General features: G+C 67.5%; 14 protein-coding genes. 8 read left to right on the top strand and 6 right to left on the bottom strand.

Annotated features, from left to right (window positions below):
- Nucleotides 1-57 precede the first annotated feature (57 nt).
- Nucleotides 58-1,011 (bottom strand): glycoside hydrolase family 43 protein, encoded by a 954-nt coding sequence (locus VGF12_RS17120; protein ID WP_331177255.1) that lies wholly within the window; start codon nt 1,009-1,011, stop codon nt 58-60.
- Nucleotides 1,012-1,093: 82 nt separating this feature from the next.
- Nucleotides 1,094-3,967, bottom strand: a complete 2,874-nt coding sequence (locus VGF12_RS17125) for a TonB-dependent receptor (RefSeq protein ID WP_331177256.1) — start codon at nt 3,965-3,967, stop codon at nt 1,094-1,096.
- Nucleotides 3,968-4,220: 253 nt separating this feature from the next.
- Here VGF12_RS17125 and VGF12_RS17130 point away from each other — a divergent pair, with 253 nt between their 5' ends.
- Nucleotides 4,221-5,483: a peptide MFS transporter gene (locus VGF12_RS17130; protein WP_331177257.1), complete on the top strand. Its 1,263-nt coding sequence runs from the start codon at nt 4,221-4,223 to the stop codon at nt 5,481-5,483.
- On the opposite strand, the gene VGF12_RS17135 is transcribed toward VGF12_RS17130, so the two are convergent.
- Together VGF12_RS17135 and VGF12_RS17140 are read right to left on the bottom strand one after the other, a co-directional pair.
- Nucleotides 5,465-6,712 (bottom strand): AGE family epimerase/isomerase, encoded by a 1,248-nt coding sequence (locus VGF12_RS17135; protein ID WP_331177258.1) that lies wholly within the window; start codon nt 6,710-6,712, stop codon nt 5,465-5,467. The two genes, VGF12_RS17130 and VGF12_RS17135, sit on opposite strands and share 19 nt — an antisense overlap.
- The gene (locus VGF12_RS17140) at nt 6,702-6,935 is read right to left on the bottom strand and encodes a DUF2805 domain-containing protein (protein ID WP_293501419.1); all 234 of its coding nucleotides are present in this window, start codon (nt 6,933-6,935) and stop codon (nt 6,702-6,704) included. The genes VGF12_RS17135 and VGF12_RS17140 overlap by 11 nt, the downstream gene beginning before the upstream one ends.
- A gap of 128 nt (nt 6,936-7,063) precedes the next feature.
- On the opposite strand from VGF12_RS17140, the gene VGF12_RS17145 reads away from it, so the two are divergent.
- On the top strand, nt 7,064-7,843 hold the full coding sequence (locus tag VGF12_RS17145; RefSeq protein WP_331177259.1) for an esterase/lipase family protein: 780 nt from the start codon (nt 7,064-7,066) through the stop codon (nt 7,841-7,843).
- On the opposite strand, the gene VGF12_RS17150 is transcribed toward VGF12_RS17145, so the two are convergent.
- Both VGF12_RS17150 and VGF12_RS17155 read right to left on the bottom strand, forming a co-directional pair.
- Entirely contained in the window at nt 7,827-9,089 is a 1,263-nt protein-coding gene (locus VGF12_RS17150; protein ID WP_331177260.1) for an acyl-CoA dehydrogenase family protein, read from the bottom strand. The two genes, VGF12_RS17145 and VGF12_RS17150, sit on opposite strands and share 17 nt — an antisense overlap.
- Nucleotides 9,090-9,159: 70 nt before the next feature.
- Nucleotides 9,160-11,151, bottom strand: coding sequence for a monovalent cation:proton antiporter-2 (CPA2) family protein (locus VGF12_RS17155; RefSeq protein WP_331177261.1), 1,992 nt, complete (start codon nt 11,149-11,151; stop codon nt 9,160-9,162).
- A gap of 183 nt (nt 11,152-11,334) precedes the next feature.
- Here VGF12_RS17155 and VGF12_RS17160 point away from each other — a divergent pair, with 183 nt between their 5' ends.
- The 6 genes from VGF12_RS17160 to VGF12_RS17185 all read left to right on the top strand — a co-directional run.
- Entirely contained in the window at nt 11,335-12,606 is a 1,272-nt protein-coding gene (locus tag VGF12_RS17160) for a Glu/Leu/Phe/Val dehydrogenase (RefSeq protein ID WP_331177262.1), read from the top strand.
- A 105-nt stretch (nt 12,607-12,711) separates the two neighbouring features.
- The gene (locus tag VGF12_RS17165) at nt 12,712-13,752 is read left to right on the top strand and encodes an ABC transporter substrate-binding protein (protein ID WP_331177263.1); all 1,041 of its coding nucleotides are present in this window, start codon (nt 12,712-12,714) and stop codon (nt 13,750-13,752) included.
- Nucleotides 13,749-14,333: an SCO family protein gene (locus tag VGF12_RS17170; RefSeq protein WP_331177264.1), complete on the top strand. Its 585-nt coding sequence runs from the start codon at nt 13,749-13,751 to the stop codon at nt 14,331-14,333. The genes VGF12_RS17165 and VGF12_RS17170 overlap by 4 nt, the downstream gene beginning before the upstream one ends.
- An 8-nt stretch (nt 14,334-14,341) precedes the next feature.
- On the top strand, nt 14,342-14,761 hold the full coding sequence (locus VGF12_RS17175; RefSeq protein WP_331177265.1) for a hypothetical protein: 420 nt from the start codon (nt 14,342-14,344) through the stop codon (nt 14,759-14,761).
- Nucleotides 14,758-15,525 (top strand): ABC transporter permease, encoded by a 768-nt coding sequence (locus tag VGF12_RS17180; protein WP_331177266.1) that lies wholly within the window; start codon nt 14,758-14,760, stop codon nt 15,523-15,525. The genes VGF12_RS17175 and VGF12_RS17180 overlap by 4 nt, the downstream gene beginning before the upstream one ends.
- Nucleotides 15,515-15,712, top strand: a 198-nt coding sequence (locus tag VGF12_RS17185) for an ATP-binding cassette domain-containing protein (RefSeq protein ID WP_331177267.1), incomplete at its 3' end; no start/stop codon positions are given. The genes VGF12_RS17180 and VGF12_RS17185, both read left to right, overlap by 11 nt.

The following is a 15,712-nucleotide window of genomic DNA, read 5'->3' on the forward strand; positions in this document are numbered from 1 at the left end:
GGCCGGGAGATACGCAATCCAATCAATTTCCTCGACGTACTGATATCGAAACTCGTATCAGTCGCGCCGGGAAGGCTGGCCGAAGACCGGCATGCCGTCGACGCTCCAGCGCAGCGGCTTGACGAAGGTATGGCGGTCGGGGTTCCACAGCGGATCGCCGACGATCTCCGTGTAGGTGCGGGCGTGATAGACCAGCAGCACCTCGTCTGCCGTCTCGCCCACCGTGAAGCTGTTGTGCCCGGGTCCGAAGACGCTGTCCTCGGCGCAGCTGCGCATCACCGGCTGGGCGGACTTGTGCCAGGCGGCCGGGTCCAGCAGGTCGGCGTTCTCGTCGGCCCACAGCAGGCCCATCGCATAGTTCTCATCGGTCGCGCTGGCCGAGTAGCTGATGAAGACGCGGCCGTTGCGGATCAGCACGGACGGCCCCTCGTTGACGAGAAAGCCGCGGCATTCCCAGTCGTACTCCGGGCGGCTGAGCAGCACCGGCGTACCGGCGAGCTGCCAGGGCGTCTCCATGGCCGCGACGTAGAGGTTGGAGTTTCCCGGGATGGCCGGGTCCTTCTGCGCCCAGAGGTAGTAGAGCCGGCCTCGGTGGCTGAAGGTGGTCGCATCCAGGCAGAAGCTGTCGATGCCGGAATCCACTTGGCCGAGGAACTCCCAGACCCCCGTGAACGGATCGGCCGCGAGGTTGCGGATCGCGAACATGCGGTGCTGGAACATGCCCAGCCCGTCCAGAGCGCGGGTGGGGGCCGCGGCGAAGTAGACGTACCAGGCGCCATCGTTGAAATGCAGCTCGGGCGCCCAGATCAGCTCGGAATATGCGCCGGTGTCTGGCTTGCGCCAGGCGACGAAGGACGCCGCGTTGACCAGGCCCTGGATGCTCGCCGCGCGGCGGATCTCGATGCGGTCGTACTGCGGCACCGAGGCGGTGAAGTAGTAGTGCCCATCGGCATGGCGGGAGATGTGGGGGTCGGCGCGCTGGCGAATCAGCGGCTGGAGCAGGTGGGACATCGGTACGCTGAAATAAAAACGGGGCGTTGCCCGGGAGAGCCCGTACAACGCCCTAAACAAGCAAGAGGTTCAGCGCCTCAGGTCACATCTTCCAGCGGAATCCGACCGAGAGCGAACGCCCGGTCTGGACCGTGCCGAAGTTGGTCAGCTCGGGGCTGCCCGCATCGCCGAAGTGGTAGTACTGCTGCTGCATCTCGTTCGTCAGATTGACGCCGCTGATGTCGAACGCCATGCGATCGTTGACGTTGTAGGTCAGCTGAAAGTCCACGCTCTTCTCCGGACGGCGCCAGATGCCGATGGGGTTGGCGAACAGCGCGGCCTCGTTGGCGGCCAGGAAGGCGGCGCGACGAACGTAGGACAGGCGTGCGCCGATCGGGCCCTTCTCGTAGGCCAGGGTGGCGTTCCACGACAGTTTGGACACACCGAAGAACGGCGCCTCGAGCTGGGAGACGATCTCGCCGGCGTTGTTGGCGGTCGGCACGTTCTGCGACGAGGTCAGGCGCGTCACGCTGCCCTGGAAGCCCAGGCCATCCAGCAAGCCCGGCAAGCCCTTGGGGAAGTAGATGGCGCCCAGTTCGATGCCGCTGATCTTGCCGTTGGAGGCATTGACCGGCGAGCTGATGACGTAGTCGTAGCCGTTGGTGTGGTCGCCGCCCGAGGTCGAGTTGCGGAACGGGTCGTTGGCCGGATCGACGTGAACGCGACGACGCAGGGGCACGACCAGGCCGTCGATCTTGCGCTGGAACAGCGTGCCATAGAGCGCGCTGTCCTTCTGGAAGTACCACTCGCCCGTCAGGTCCAGATTCTTGGAGCGCGTCGGCTCCAAGCCAGGGTTGCCGCCGCTGCCGCCGCCGTAACCGACCCGCGAGACGTCGTCGCTGAGTTGCAGGACCGGGTTCAGATCACCGAAGCCCGGTCGGCGCAGCGTTTCGCCGTAGTTAAAGCGCAGCAGAACGTCGTTGACGGGCTCATAGCGCAGCGTCAAGCTGGGCAGGAACTTCTTGGCCGTCTTCTCGCCGTTCGTCGGCGTCACCACCTTGGTGGTGGCGTTGACGCTGTAGGCGGTCATGCTGGTATCGACCTGCACGTAACGCACGCCGAAATTGGCGCGCAGGGGACGGCCGAGCAACTGGTTCTCGGCGTCGGCCATTAGGAATAGATTGGTGGTGTCTTCCTTGACCTGGAACGTCTTCTGCAAACTCAGCTTGTCGGTGGTCAGGAAATTCGCGTCGACCGAGTTATAGAGTTTGCGCCATGCATCGATGTTGTCGCGAATGTAGTAGGCATTCGGCTCCATCCAGGCGCGCGGAACGTCCGCAATGTCCGCGCCGAAATTTGAATTGACGTGGTAGTAATTCGCCCCCAGCGAGGCCAGGCTGCGGCCCAGGAAGGCGGATTGCGTCCGGTTGGCCTCCGAGGCCTTGCGGCTGTCGAAGCGCGCGCCGAAATGCAGCGTCTTCAGCGGCCCCCAATCGGCGTCGTACACGCCTGACAGGCTGGCGGTTGCCGCGCTGCCCTCGTTGCGATTGGCGTTGTCGTAGAACTGCGCCACGGTCCACTTGGCGGGGTCCACCAGATCGGCGTTGTTGTTGAACTTGAAGGCCATGTTGCCGCCGCCCGAATTGAAATCGACGGCGATGGACGGCGCCACGCGTTCGATGCGGGTGGCGGTGAATTCCGAGTGGTATTTGCTGGTCTGGTACGACACATCGCCGTCCAGCCTCAGGCGGTCACCGAGATTCCACTTGCCGTTCAAGGCATAGATGTAGGAATCGGTTGCCGAGGTCGTGTAGTCGCCGCTGTTGAATCCATACACGTCATTCACGGTCCGCGTCTTGATGACGTTCGTTCCGGGGAACGTGGTGATCGTCCCGGCGGGGTTGCTGCCGAGGCTCCCCCACCAGTCAACGAAGCTGAAGAGCAGCTTGTTGAACACCTTGTCGCAATAGCCGTTGTACATCGCCTCGAACGTGTAGACGGCATCGTCATTGGGCTGCCATTGCAGCGCGACGTTGGCGGCGGGGCGCTCGCGCTGGCCTTCCACGTCGCTTTGGAACACGGCGTCGCGCGCCAGGTAATAGGGACGCGCGGTGCCGTTGAAGTTCAACGTCGAACCCGCCTTCTGCGGCAAGCCGGTATAGGTGCCGGGCGTCCAGATGGCGTTGTCGAAGATGCGCTGCAGCGGGATGTAGCCTGCCGGGACTTCTGCGGCATTGGGGCTGGTGAAGGGCACCATCGCCCCCGGCGTCACGCTTTCATTGCGATAGTCGGTCTTGACCATCGACAGGTTGACCAGCGCACCGAGTTCACCGGCGTCGGTCTTCCAGCGGTTGCTGGCCATTGCGCTCAGCTGCGGGTTCCACTTCTTCGCGGGGTCGAGATAGGTTTCCCGCGCCAGCAGCGACACCTTCGCACCCTTGAAATCGAATGGGCGCAGGGACTTGACGTCGATCTGGCCGGCGATGCCGTTTTCCAGTTGGCTGGCGTCACGTGTCTTGTAGACGTCGATCTGGCGGACCAGCGTCGACGGGATGTCCTGAAGCGCCACCTGCGTGCCGGACGCGGTGAAGATGTTGCGGCCGTTCCAGGTGGTGGCAATGTCGGGCAGGCCGCGAATGGACAAGGTGCCCACTTCGCCGCCTGCGCGGTTGGTGACCTGGATGCCCGTGACGCGTTGCAGCGCTTCGACGACGTTGTTGTCGGGCAGCTTGCCGATGTCCTCGGCAACGACCGATTCCACCACCTGTTCGCTGGTGCGCTTGATCGCCAGACTCTTGGTCAGCGATGCCTTGACGCCGGTGACGGTCACCGTTTCCAGCTGCGCATCGGCCTTGACGGCTTCCTGGCCCACCGCGGCGGCGGACAGGGCGGCCAGCGCGGCAGCGGCGGTCAGCTTCAGGGCGAAGCGCTGGGTGTCGGTGCCTGCACGCAGCAGCACCTGGGCTGGTTTCTTCATCTTGTCTCCGGGAATCGTTATGGGGAGCGGCCAACCTCGGCAGCCGTTCAAGACCTCTGCTTGGGCCGTGGGGCTCGGGTCTGAAAGTCATGCTAGGGGGCCAACCGATTCGCGACTAATCACATTTTTGGCCTTGCCGATGCTGTTTTTCGCATCGTTACCGCGGGTATCCCCTGGGGTCCGCACCCCGGCGCCGGAAGCCCGTCGCTGTCGCACCCGTATCATCAAAAAACCATTTCCAGCGCCTGAAACCATGTCCGCCGAGGCGATATCCCTGCCCGCCCCAAAACCCCGCCAGCCAGCCGGCCTGTTCGTTCTGGCTGGTTCTGAAATGTGGGAGAGATTCAGTTTCTACGGCGTGCGTTCACTGCTGGTGCTGTATTTGGTGGAGGCCCTGCAATATTCGCGGGCCGACGCGCTTTCGGTATATGGCATGTATACCGGCTCGGCGTTTTTCTGCGCCATCGTCGGCGGCTGGCTGGCCGACCGCTTCCTGGGCCAGCGCCGGGCCGTCGTGCTGGGCATGCTGCTGATGATGGCGGGCCATGTGGCGCTTGGTCTGGACCAGCCGGTCGGCCTCGCGCTGGGTTTGCTGGCCGTGGGCACCGGCCTGTTCAAACCCACCACGACGGCCATGGTCGGCGCGCTGTATGCGCCGGACGACGCGCGGCGCCAGGGCGGATACACGGTCTTCTATATGGGCATCAATATCGGTGCCGCGCTGTCAGCGCTGATCGGCGGATACCTCGCCCAGCATCATGGGTGGGGTTATGGCTTTATGGCGGCCGCGGTGGGCATGGCCATCGGCGTGGTCGTCTTCATGGCCGGCTGGCGCTGGCTGCCACCCGTCGCCGCGCCCGCCCCCGAACCGGCACGCGCCGCCTGGTCCGATGCGCAATCGCGACGCCGCATCCAGGTCATCCTGCTGATGTCGCTGGTGGCCATCTGCTTCTACCTGGGCTACGAGCAGGCAGCAGGCGTCATGACGCTGTTCGTCCGCGACCATGTGTCGCCGCAGTTTCTCGGCTTCGAGCTGACGGCCGCACAGTTCCTGGCCGTGAATCCCATCCTCGTGATCCTGCTGGCGCCGCTGTCGGCACGCCTGTTGTCGCGGGTGGACTGGCCGGAGTTCCGCGTGCAGGGCCTGGGCATGCTCGTGCTGGGCGCCAGCTTCGTGCTGCTGCACGTGCTGCAGGGGCGTGCAGCGCAGGGTGAGGTCATCCCGGCCTGGATGATGGTGGGTGTCATCGGCGTACAGACCGCCGCCGAGCTGCTGGTCATCCCCATCGGCCTGGCCGTGGTGTCGCGCTACGCCCCGGCCGGCTGGGCCGCCACGCTGATGGGCGCCTGGATGCTGGCCAAGGCCGCGGCGGGCTTCCTGGCCGGCCAGCTCTACGGCTGGCTGCTGCCGACCGGGCTGTCGCTCTACGTCGTGCTGACCGCCGTCTGCCTGGCCGGCGGCCTGCTGCTGATCTCGCTGTCCGGCACGCTGCGACGCTATGCCGGCATGCCCTGAGCGACCTTCATCGCCGCCTGGTGCAGGCGCACCATGTGATAGGGGTCGGGCTGTTCGTCCTTGCAACCACCGCTCTTGCAGGGCAGGGCCTCCGCCGCACGCCAGCCGCCCTGCTCCATGTCGACGAGCTGCGCCTTGATGAAGCCCTGGGTCTGTTCGTAGCGGCGCCACAGGTCGTTGCGGCCGGTCGCCTGGCCGGCCACGAGCAGGGCGTGCAGGCATTCGGCCTGCTGCCACCAGCCCTTGCGCAAGTCGGGCTTGCTGCCGTCGGTGAAGGCGCGCTGGCCGCAGCCGCCATCGATCTCGTCGTAGCCGGCCGCGAGGGCATAGGCCAGCACGCGCTCGGCCACTTGCGCATAGACGGGCGACACGGCCGCGCCCATGGTCAGGAGATGGCTCCATTCGAACTGATGGCCCAAATCGACGTAGCCTCCCGCGGCCTGGGTGGGAAGCGGCTGCCAGGCCTCGTCGTACCACTCAGGGATGAGCGCGCCGCCGTCCGCCTGCCCTTGAAGGAGCTTGTAGGCCACGAAGTCGCCCAGGCGCCGCGCGATGGACTCGGTCATCGAGTCGCCGGTGGCGCTGCGCAAGGCCAGCAGGGCCTCGAACATGTGCATGACGGGGTTCTGCGTGCGCCCGCCGGACATGGGCTTGAAGTCGCGCCCGCATTCGTTGTACAGGCCGCCGACCGGGTCGGTGAAGCCCCGTTCGATCTCCCCGGAGAGCTGCATCGCCGCCTCGCGGTAGCGCACGCCACCACCCACGCGGTAGACCTCGGCCAGTGCCAGCAGTGCAAACGCGTGGCCATAGGCGCGCTTGATCGTGGCCCCCGGCCGGCCGTCGGCTCCCACGGTGTGAAAGAAGCCGCCATGCGTCGGGTCGCGGAAGCGGTCCAGCATGAAGTCGGCGCCACGCCGGGCGATCGCGAGATAACCCGCGTCCGGCATGAACTCATGGGTCGCCGCAAAAGAATAGACCAGGCGGGCATGGCCGGTCAGGCTCGTCTCCGGCTGGGGGCGGGGCTGCCAGGCCCGATCGAAGTACTGCTGGAAGCTGCCGTCCGGCCGCGGCGCATGGCTTTGCCAGCGCAGCATCAGCGCATCGAGATCATCCCGGTGCCAGCCCGTGTCGATGCGGTTGCGGATGCGCGCATCCGGATCGGTGCACGCGGCCAGGCCGGCCAGCAGCGCCAGGACGGGGCGACGCGCGAGCCGCACGTCAGCGCCCATGCGGCCAGGTGGCCTTCTTGGTGGGGCCCTTGCTCGTCTTGGCACGCGCCGCCCAGAGCTTGTAGGCCGCCGGCGTCAGTTCGCGCTTGAGCAGGGCCACCAGCTCGCCATGGCCGATGCCATGCATCAGCAGCACCTTGTTGTAGGGCGGCACGTCCTCGAAGGCCGTGGCGATGACGCTCTGGGTTTGCTGGGGGCTGAGTCGGGGTGCGGGCTTGGCCATGAGACGCATTGTCATTCGCGTCCACCGCCTTGTCCTACACCGCCACAGCCGCCACGCTGGCATGCAGCGGTTTCGCCACGCGCCAGCATCGGGCCACGGATCGACCACCGGCGCAGCCGCCCACCGCCATGACTTCAACCTCGCTGCCATTGCTTCCCGTCGCCGGTGCTGCCGGCGCCGCCATCGTCGCGCCCCGCCGTCGGCCGGCCCTGTCGCTGCTGGCCTCGGAGCCCCTGCGAGCGACGCTGGAGGCCGTCCAGGCGCTGGGGCACTGGCGCACCCCGCCGGAACCTGCGGGCCAGGGTCACACGGTGATGCTCTTCCCCGGCCTGGGTACCGACGGCCTGACCCTGTGGCCGCTGCGCCGCCACCTGGAGCGCGCGGGCTACCGGACGCTGGACTGGGGTCAGGGCCGCAACACCGGGCCCCGCGGCGATGTTGACGCCTGGCTGGACCAGCTGGCCGAGGCCTTGCATCCGCGCATCGCGCCGGCGCGCGAGCTCAGCCTCGTTGGCTGGAGCCTGGGCGGCTTCTACGCCCGCGAGCTGGCCAAGCGCTGGCACGACCGCGTGCACCACGTCATTACCCTGGGCACGCCCTTCAACGGCAGCGCGGACGACACCAATGTCGGCTGGCTGTTCCGCCTGCTCAACGGCCGCCGTCCGCCCGACGAAGCCGCACTGCGCGCCCGGCTCGCGGAGCCGCCGCCGGTGCCGACGATCTCGCTCTACAGCCGCCGCGACGGCGTCGTCTCTTGGGAGGCCTGCACGCATGCGCGCCGCTGGCCACTGGCGCGTGACATCGAGGTGCAGGCCAGCCACCTCGGGATGAGCTGGGCGCCCGAGGTGCTCGCGCGCGTGTCGGGCCTGCTGGCCTGCCGCCCCGGCGCGGTCAGGCTCCGCGCGTGATCGGCATGGCCATCCGGTCGGTCGGCAGCTTCATGTGCCGGGCCAGCTCCAGCTTGGCCAGCGAGTTGCGGTGCACCTCGTCCGGACCATCGGCCAGCCGCAGCGTGCGCTGGTGCGCCCACATGGTGGCCAGCGGCGTGTCCTGCGAGACGCCCGCGCCTCCGAACACCTGGATGGCCCAGTCGATGACCTGCAGGGCCATGTTGGGCGCGACGATCTTGATCATCGCGATCTCGGCCTTGGCGACCTTGTTGCCCACCGTGTCCATCATGTAGGCCGCCTTCAGTGTCAGGAGACGGGCCTGCTCGATCATGCAGCGCGCCTCGGCGATGCGCTCCTGCGTAACGGTCTGCTGGGCCAGCGTCTTGCCGAAGGCCGTACGCGCGACGGCGCGTTCGCACATGAGCTCCAGCGCGCGCTCGGCGGCGCCGATGCTGCGCATGCAGTGGTGGATCCGGCCCGGGCCCAGGCGCCCCTGCGCGATCTCGAAGCCGCGACCTTCGCCCAGCAGGATGTTGGCGGCCGGCACGCGCACGTTCTTCAGCTCAACCTCCATGTGGCCGTGCGGCGCATCGTCGTAGCCGAACACGGACAGCGGGCGCACGACGGTGATACCCGGCGCGTCGGCCGGCACGACGATCATGGATTGCTGCTCGTGCTTGCCGGCCTCGGGGTTGGTCTTGCCCATGACGATGTAGACGGCACAGCGCGGGTCGCCGGCGCCGGAACTCCACCACTTGCGACCGTTGATGACGTAGTCGTCGCCGTCGCGCTCGATGCGGCATTCGATGTTGGTCGCGTCCGACGAGGCCACGGCCGGCTCCGTCATCAGGAAGGCCGAGCGGATCTCGCCACGCAGCAGCGGCTCCAGCCAGCGGTCCTTCAACGCCTCGGAGGCGTAGCGCTCCAGCGTCTCCATGTTGCCGGTGTCCGGCGCCGAGCAGTTGAAGACCTCAGGCGCCCAGAATACGCGGCCCATGATCTCGCACATTGGCGCGTACTCGAGGTTGCTCAGCCCCTCGGGTGCACGACTGGACTGGGGCAGGAACAGGTTCCACAGCCCGGCCGCACGGGCTTTGGGCTTGAGCTCCTCGATGACCTTGGTCGCCTGCCAGGGGTTGCCGGCGCGGCGGTTCGCTTCGACTTCCTCGAGATAGCGGCGCTCGTTGGGAGTGATGTGCTCGTCGAAGAAGGCAAGCAGGCGTTCGCGCATCTGCGCGACCTTGGGGCTGTAATCGAAGTTCATGACGCGGCTCCTCTGGCGGATGGCGCCAGTGTGGCTCAGCGGGCCGCGCGCGCTTGTCACGCAGGCGGCATCAGGCGAGCAGCTTGGCCTCGGCGAGTGCGAGGGCTGCGGGCATGCCGCTGATCACCAGCGTGTCGCCCCCGGCCAGGGCTGCGTGCCCGTCGACGAGGACGGCCTTGCCGTTGGCGCGGCGCAGTGACACCACGGCGACACCCAAGGTCTGCAGCGCCAGATCGTCCAGCGCACGGCCCGCGTGGACGCTGGCGGTGGGCAGCGTGACGGAGGCCAGGCGGGCCTGGTCGATCTCGTCCGCGGTGTCGTCATCGGCGCCGTGGAAATAACCGCGCAGCAGGCCGTAGCGCCGGTCGCGCGCGTCGCGCGTGATGCGGATGACGCGGCGCATCGGCACGCCTACGAGTGCCAGGGCGTGCGAGGCCAGCATCAGCGAGCCCTCGATGGCCTCGGGCACGACCTCTGTGGCGCCGGCGGCCTTGAGCTTCTCCAGGTCGCTGTCGTCGATGGTGCGCACCACCACCGGCACGCGCGGCGCATGCGTCTGCACCAGGTGCAGGATGCGCAATGCCGACGGCGTGTCGTGGTAGCTCACCACGACTGCGCTGGCGCGCGCAAGGCCCGCGGCCATCAGGCTCTGCACCTTGGCCGCGTCGCCAAAGACGACGCTCTGCCCGGCCGCGGCGGCCTGGCGCACGCGATCGGGGTCCAGGTCCAGCGCCATGTAGGGGATGTGTTCGCCCTCCAGCAAGCGTGCCAGGTTCTGGCCCGAGCGGCCGTAGCCGCAGATGATGACGTGGGCCTCCGTCTTGATGCTCTTCTTGGCGATGGTCGTCAGCTGCACGGACTGCATCAGCCAGTCGCTGGCCGACAGCTTCATGACGATGCGGTTGCTGTTCATGATGAGGATGGGCGTGATCAGCATGGACAGCACCATGCTCGCCAGCACCGGACTCACCCACTGCGGCGCCACCAGCCCCTGCTGGGCGCCCAGCGTCAGCAGCACGAAGCCGAACTCCCCGGCCTGGGCCAGATAGAGGCCCGTGCGCAGGGCCACGCCCGGCGGCGACTTGAACAGCCGCGCCAGGCCGGCGATGAGGGCAAACTTGGCGACGACCGGCAGGGTCGTCAGCATGATGACCAGCCACCAGCTCTCCACCAGCGGGTGCCAGTCCAGCTTCATGCCGATGGTGATGAAGAACAGACCCAGCAGCACGTCGTGGAAGGGCCGGATGTCGGTCTCCACCTGATGTTTGTATTCGGTCTCGGCGATCAGCATGCCGGCGACGAAGGCCCCCAGCGCCAGGCTCAGGCCGGCGTGCTCGGTCATCCAGGCCAGACCCAGCGTGACCAGAAGCAGGTTGAGCATGAAAAGCTCGTCGCTCTTGCGCCGCGCCACCAGCGTCAGCCACCAGCGCATCAGCCGCTGGCCGCCGTACAGCAGCAGGGTGAGCAGCACGACCGCCTTCAGACCGGCCCAGGCCAGGGCTTCGGCCATCTGGCCGCCGCTGCTGTTCAGCGCCGGAATCAGCACCAGCAGCGGCACGACGGCCAGGTCCTGAAAAAGCAGCACGCCCATCACCAGGCGGCCGTGCGGGTTCTCCAGCTCCAGCCGCTCGGCCATCAGCTTCACGACGATGGCTGTCGAACTCATGGCCATGGCCGCGCCCAGCACCAGTGCGCCTTCCCACGGCAGCTCCCAGGCCCGGCCCAGCAGCGCAAAGCCCGTGGCCAGCAGTGCATTCCCCGCCAGGGCGCCGCCAATGGTCAGCAGCACCTGGCACATGCCGAGGCCGAAGACGGCCGTGCGCAGCGCGCGCAGCTTGGGCAGGTTGAACTCCAGCCCGATGGCGAACATCAGGAAGACCACACCAAACTCGGCCAGATACTGGATATTGGCCGAATCATGGGCAAAGGCCAGCGCGTTCGGTCCGATCACCACGCCCACGGCCAGGTAGCCCAGCATGGGTGGCAGCTTCAGCGAGCGGCAAATGACGACGCCCAGCACGGCAGCGACGAGATAGAGCAGGGCGAGGTCGAGGGAGGTCACCAGGCGATGGTATTCGGGCGCCTGGGGCTTCCCCGCCACACCCGGCCGGGTGTGAAATCCGCCACTGAACACCGAGGCCATGCGTTGCGTGCATGACGGCATGAGCACTTGGCTAGACAAGTCCTGGCAGCGCAGGGAGGCTTCGCGATACCGTTCGCCCCACTAAAAGTTACGGAGCATTTCATGCCCAACCTGTCGTTCGTTTCGCCCACGCGCAACAGCCCGTGGGGAACCTATCTGTCCCAGATCGACGCCGTGGAACCCTACCTGGGTCACCTGCGCCGCTGGGTCGAGACGCTGCGCCGCCCCAAGCGCGCCCTCATCGTCGACATTCCCATCGAGCTCGACAACGGCACCATCGCCCACTACGAGGGCTTTCGCGTGCAGCACAGCCTGACGCGTGGCCCCGGCAAGGGCGGCGTGCGCTACCACCCCGACGTCACGCTGGAAGAAGTGATGGCCCTGTCGGCGTGGATGACGGTGAAGAACGCCGCCGTCAACCTGCCCTATGGCGGCGCCAAGGGGGGCATCCGCCTCGACCCCTCGCAGCTCTCCATGAAGGAGCTGGAGAAGGTGACGCGTCGCTATACCAGCGAGATCGGCATCATCATCGGCCCCAACCAGGACATCCCGGCGCCGGACGTGAACACGAACGGCAAGATCATGGCCTGGATGATGGACACCTACTCGATGAACACCGGCGCCACGGCGACCGGCGTCGTCACGGGCAAACCCATTCCGCTGGGCGGTTCGCTGGGCCGCGTGGCCGCCACCGGCCGCGGCGTCTTCGTCGTCGGGCGTGAGGCGATGCGCCGCCTGAACATGGAGATGGACGGCGCCCGCATTGCCGTCCAGGGCTTCGGTAACGTCGGCTCCATCGCCGCCAAGCTGTTCGCCGCCAACGGTGCCAAGATCGTCGCCGTGCAGGACCACACCGGCACCATCGTCAACCAGAACGGCTTCGACATGCAGAGCCTGCTGGATCACGTGGCAGCGACCCGCGGCGTGGCCGGCTTCAAGGGCGGCGACATGATCGCCAGCGAGGACTTCTGGGACGTCAGGAGCGACGTGCTGATCCCGGCCGCGCTGGAAGGCCAGATCACCGCCGAGCGCGCCCAGCGCATCCAGACCCGCGTGGTGCTGGAAGGCGCCAACGGCCCGACCACGCCGGATGGCGAGGCCGTGCTGGCCGACCGCGGTATCACCGTCGTACCCGATGTGATCGCCAACGCCGGCGGCGTGACCGTGTCCTACTTCGAGTGGGTGCAGGATTTCTCCTCCTTCTTCTGGACCGAGGACGAGATCAACGTGCGCCTGGACAAGATCATGATCGGCGCCTTCAAGCACATCTGGGAGACCGGCGAGCAGCACAAGATCCCGCTGCGCACCGCCGCCTTCACGGTGGCTTGCACACGGGTGCTGCAGGCGCGCGAGGAGCGCGGCCTCTACCCATAAGCGACGTCGCCGCCCGCCGGCGGCACAACGTAGGTACATAGGCACACCCCGGTCGCCCCGGATGGACAGGCCGCGCGAACTTGGCACAGTCGCGCGGCCTGTCCCATGACGCCCGTACCGCCCGAAATCCCTCCCGCCAGCCCCGGCCGCCGGCATTGGCTGCGCGGCGCGCTGGCATCGGCGCTGCCGACATGGGGGCTGCCGGGCGCAGCAGCCCCGGGGCCGCTGGTGGTCGGCGGACTGCCCGTCACCTGCAACCTGACGCTGCCCGTCGCCTGTGCGGCGCGCGCCGCGGCCAACAAGGCGTCTGGCAGCACCGCGCTGCAGTTCGAGTACAGCAAGTACAACGGCTGGCCGGAGATCAAGGAATCGTTGATGACGGGCCGCATCCAGGCGGCCTACATGCTGGCCCCGTTGGTCATGGACCTGGCGGACAAGAGGATCCCGGTCAAGATCGTCTCGCTGGGCCACCGCTCGGGCGCCGTCATCATGGTGCGCACCGATTCGACCTTCAGGAAGTTCCGAGATCTGGCGGGCAAGCGCATTGCCATCCCCAGCCGCTTCGCGGTGGACTTCCTGTTCCTGCGCAAGATGCTGGCGCAGGAAGGCATGGGCCCGAAGGACGTCCAGATCGTCGAGATGCCGCCGCCAGACATGCCGGCCGCGCTGTACGCCAAGGCAGTCGACGGCTACTGCACCGGCGAGCCCTTCGGCGCCGCGGCCCAGCGCGCCGGCTATGCCAGGCCGCTGCGCATGACCCGCGACGAATGGCGCAACTACATCTGCTGCGTGCTGACCGTCCGCGAGGAACTCATCAAGGACAACCGGCCGCTGGTACAGAACCTCGTCGACCACGTGCAAGGCGCCGGCAACTGGCTGGACTCGCAGCCCGCCCACCGCGAGAAGGCCATCCAGATCGCCGCCGGCCGCAAGTTCTTCAACCAGGACCCGGCCATCCTGCGTTTCGTGATGGAGAACCCGACGGACCGGGTGACGTATGGCGATCTGCGCATGATCCGCGCCGAGTTCGACGAGCTGATGCAGCTGTCCCTCGAGGCCGGCACGCTCAAGAGCCCGGTCGCCTACGAGAAGTACGTGGACGAGAGCTTCGTCAAGGCGGCCAAGGCGGCGGCCATACAGCTATGAAGCGCCAGCTGTTTCTCAGGACGCTGCTGCTGGCCACGTGGCCCGTCGCGGCGCCGGCCGCGCCGCTGCTGAAGGCCGGCGTCTTCGATCCCGCCCAGCAGGCACCCGAGTTCGCACTGCAGGGCAGCGACGGCGCCGACTTGACGCTGGCACGCTTCAAGGGCCGGCTGGTGCTGCTGGTGTTCGGATTCACGCACTGCCCCGAGGTCTGCCCGACGACGCTGGCCACGCTGGCCCAGGCACGCAAGGCACTCGGCCCCCAGGCGGCCGAAGTGCAGGTGGTCTACGTCACCGTGGACCCGGAGCGCGACGATCTGGCGCGCATCCGCCAGTACCTCGCCGCCTTCGACCCCAGCTTCATCGGCGGCACCGGCACGCCGGAGCGGCTGGCCGCCATGCGCAAGCGCTACGGCGTGGTCGCCGAGAAGATCGCGCAGCCACAGGCCAGCGCCTACGGCATGAACCACTCCACGTCGGTCTGGCTGATCGACCGCACCGGCAGGCTGCGGGCCATGATGCCCTACGGTCACGCAGCCCAGGACTTCGTGCACGACCTCCGGCTTCTGCTGGCCGGCCGGTGAAGCGCGCCTTGCTATTCCTGCTGCCGGCGGCCCTGCTGCTGCCACTGGCCTGGGCAGCCTTCGCGCCCATCGAGCCGGACACTCGCGACGAGCTGTTCGAGATCCCGCCCGGCACATTCGCCCGCCGCATGGCCGGCGACAAGGTCGAGATCCTGCCCGACCGCATCGAGCTGACGCTGGGCCTGAACGACCGGCTGCTGCTGCGCAACCGCGACGACGTGCCGCAGCAGTTCGGCCCCGTGCTCATCATGCCGGGGCAGAGCTTCCGCCTGCCCTTCGAGGTGGCATCGACCTACAGCTTCGCCTGCAGCGCCCACGCCAGCGGGCAGATGAGCGTGGTCGTCGCGCCGACGCCGGCGCCCGGCTGGCCTCGGCTGCAGTGGCGCTGGCGGCACCGCCAACGAGACTTCACGGAGACCAAGGCTTGAACTGGAACTCGCGCCCGGCGCGCCTGCTGCCGCCGCTGGCGGTCATCGCCCTCCTCATTGCCGTCTGGTGGGCGGTCGTGGTCTACACGGAAAGCCCCATCTTCCCAACGCCCTGGGCCGTCGTCACGGGGACGCTGGAGCTGGCCCAGGACGGCACGCTGTGGGAGCACATCACCGCCTCGCTGATGCGCGTGGGCATCGGCTTCGGCCTGGCCCTGCTGGTGGGCATCCCGCTGGGTCTGTGGATGGGCTGGGTGGCGGGCGCCTACCGAACCTTCAATCCCATCTTCCAGATGCTGAGGCCCATCTCGCCGATCGCCTGGATCCCGCTGGCCATCCTGTGGTTCGGCGTCGGCGACGTGTCGCCCATCTTCCTGATCTTCATCTCGTCGGTGTTCCCGCTGATCGTGCAGACGACCTCGGGCGTCCACACCATCGACCGGCGCTACCTGCGCGCGGCGGCCAATTTCGGCGTCACGCGCGCCGTGATGTTCCGCCGCGTCGTCATCCCGGCCGTGCTGCCGGAGATCATCGTGGGCATGCGCATCGGCATCGGCGTGGCTTGGCTCGTCGTCGTGGCTGCCGAGATGATCGCGCTGCGCTCGGGACTGGGTTACCTCATCATGGACTCGCGCAACGCCGGCAACCGCTACGACCTCGTCATCGCCAGCATGATCCTCATCGGCATCATCGGATTGCTGCTGGACGGCGCGACCCGTCTGCTCGAAAAACTCAAGACCGTGCGGTGGCGCTATGTCCGTTGACAGACCTCCCAAGATCGCCGTCCGTGGCCTGCGCAAGGGGTTCACCAGCGCCAAGGGCAAGGCGCTGCCGGTCATCGCCGGTATGGACTTCGAAGTGGCCGAGGGCGAGTTCGTCGCCATCGTGGGTCCGTCGGGCTGCGGCAAGTCCACGCTGATGAGCATCCTGGCCGGCTTCGAAAGGCCCGAC

Source organism: Roseateles sp. (assembly GCF_036404855.1).
In the GTDB taxonomy this organism is placed as follows: Bacteria; Pseudomonadota; Gammaproteobacteria; order Burkholderiales; family Burkholderiaceae_C; genus Pelomonas.

Bases quoted from the DNA above. Each gene is read 5' to 3' on its own strand.
- VGF12_RS17120 (WP_331177255.1), bottom strand. From the start codon at position 1,011: ATGTCCCACCTGCTCCAGCCGCTGATTCGCCAGCGCGCCGACCCCCAC.
- VGF12_RS17125 (WP_331177256.1), bottom strand. From the start codon at position 3,967: ATGAAGAAACCAGCCCAGGTGCTGCTGCGTGCAGGCACCGACACCCAG.
- VGF12_RS17130 (WP_331177257.1), top strand. From the start codon at position 4,221: ATGTCCGCCGAGGCGATATCCCTGCCCGCCCCAAAACCCCGCCAGCCA.
- VGF12_RS17135 (WP_331177258.1), bottom strand. From the start codon at position 6,712: ATGGGCGCTGACGTGCGGCTCGCGCGTCGCCCCGTCCTGGCGCTGCTG.
- VGF12_RS17140 (WP_293501419.1), bottom strand. From the start codon at position 6,935: ATGGCCAAGCCCGCACCCCGACTCAGCCCCCAGCAAACCCAGAGCGTC.
- VGF12_RS17145 (WP_331177259.1), top strand. From the start codon at position 7,064: ATGACTTCAACCTCGCTGCCATTGCTTCCCGTCGCCGGTGCTGCCGGC.
- VGF12_RS17150 (WP_331177260.1), bottom strand. From the start codon at position 9,089: ATGAACTTCGATTACAGCCCCAAGGTCGCGCAGATGCGCGAACGCCTG.
- VGF12_RS17160 (WP_331177262.1), top strand. From the start codon at position 11,335: ATGCCCAACCTGTCGTTCGTTTCGCCCACGCGCAACAGCCCGTGGGGA.
- VGF12_RS17165 (WP_331177263.1), top strand. From the start codon at position 12,712: ATGACGCCCGTACCGCCCGAAATCCCTCCCGCCAGCCCCGGCCGCCGG.
- VGF12_RS17170 (WP_331177264.1), top strand. From the start codon at position 13,749: ATGAAGCGCCAGCTGTTTCTCAGGACGCTGCTGCTGGCCACGTGGCCC.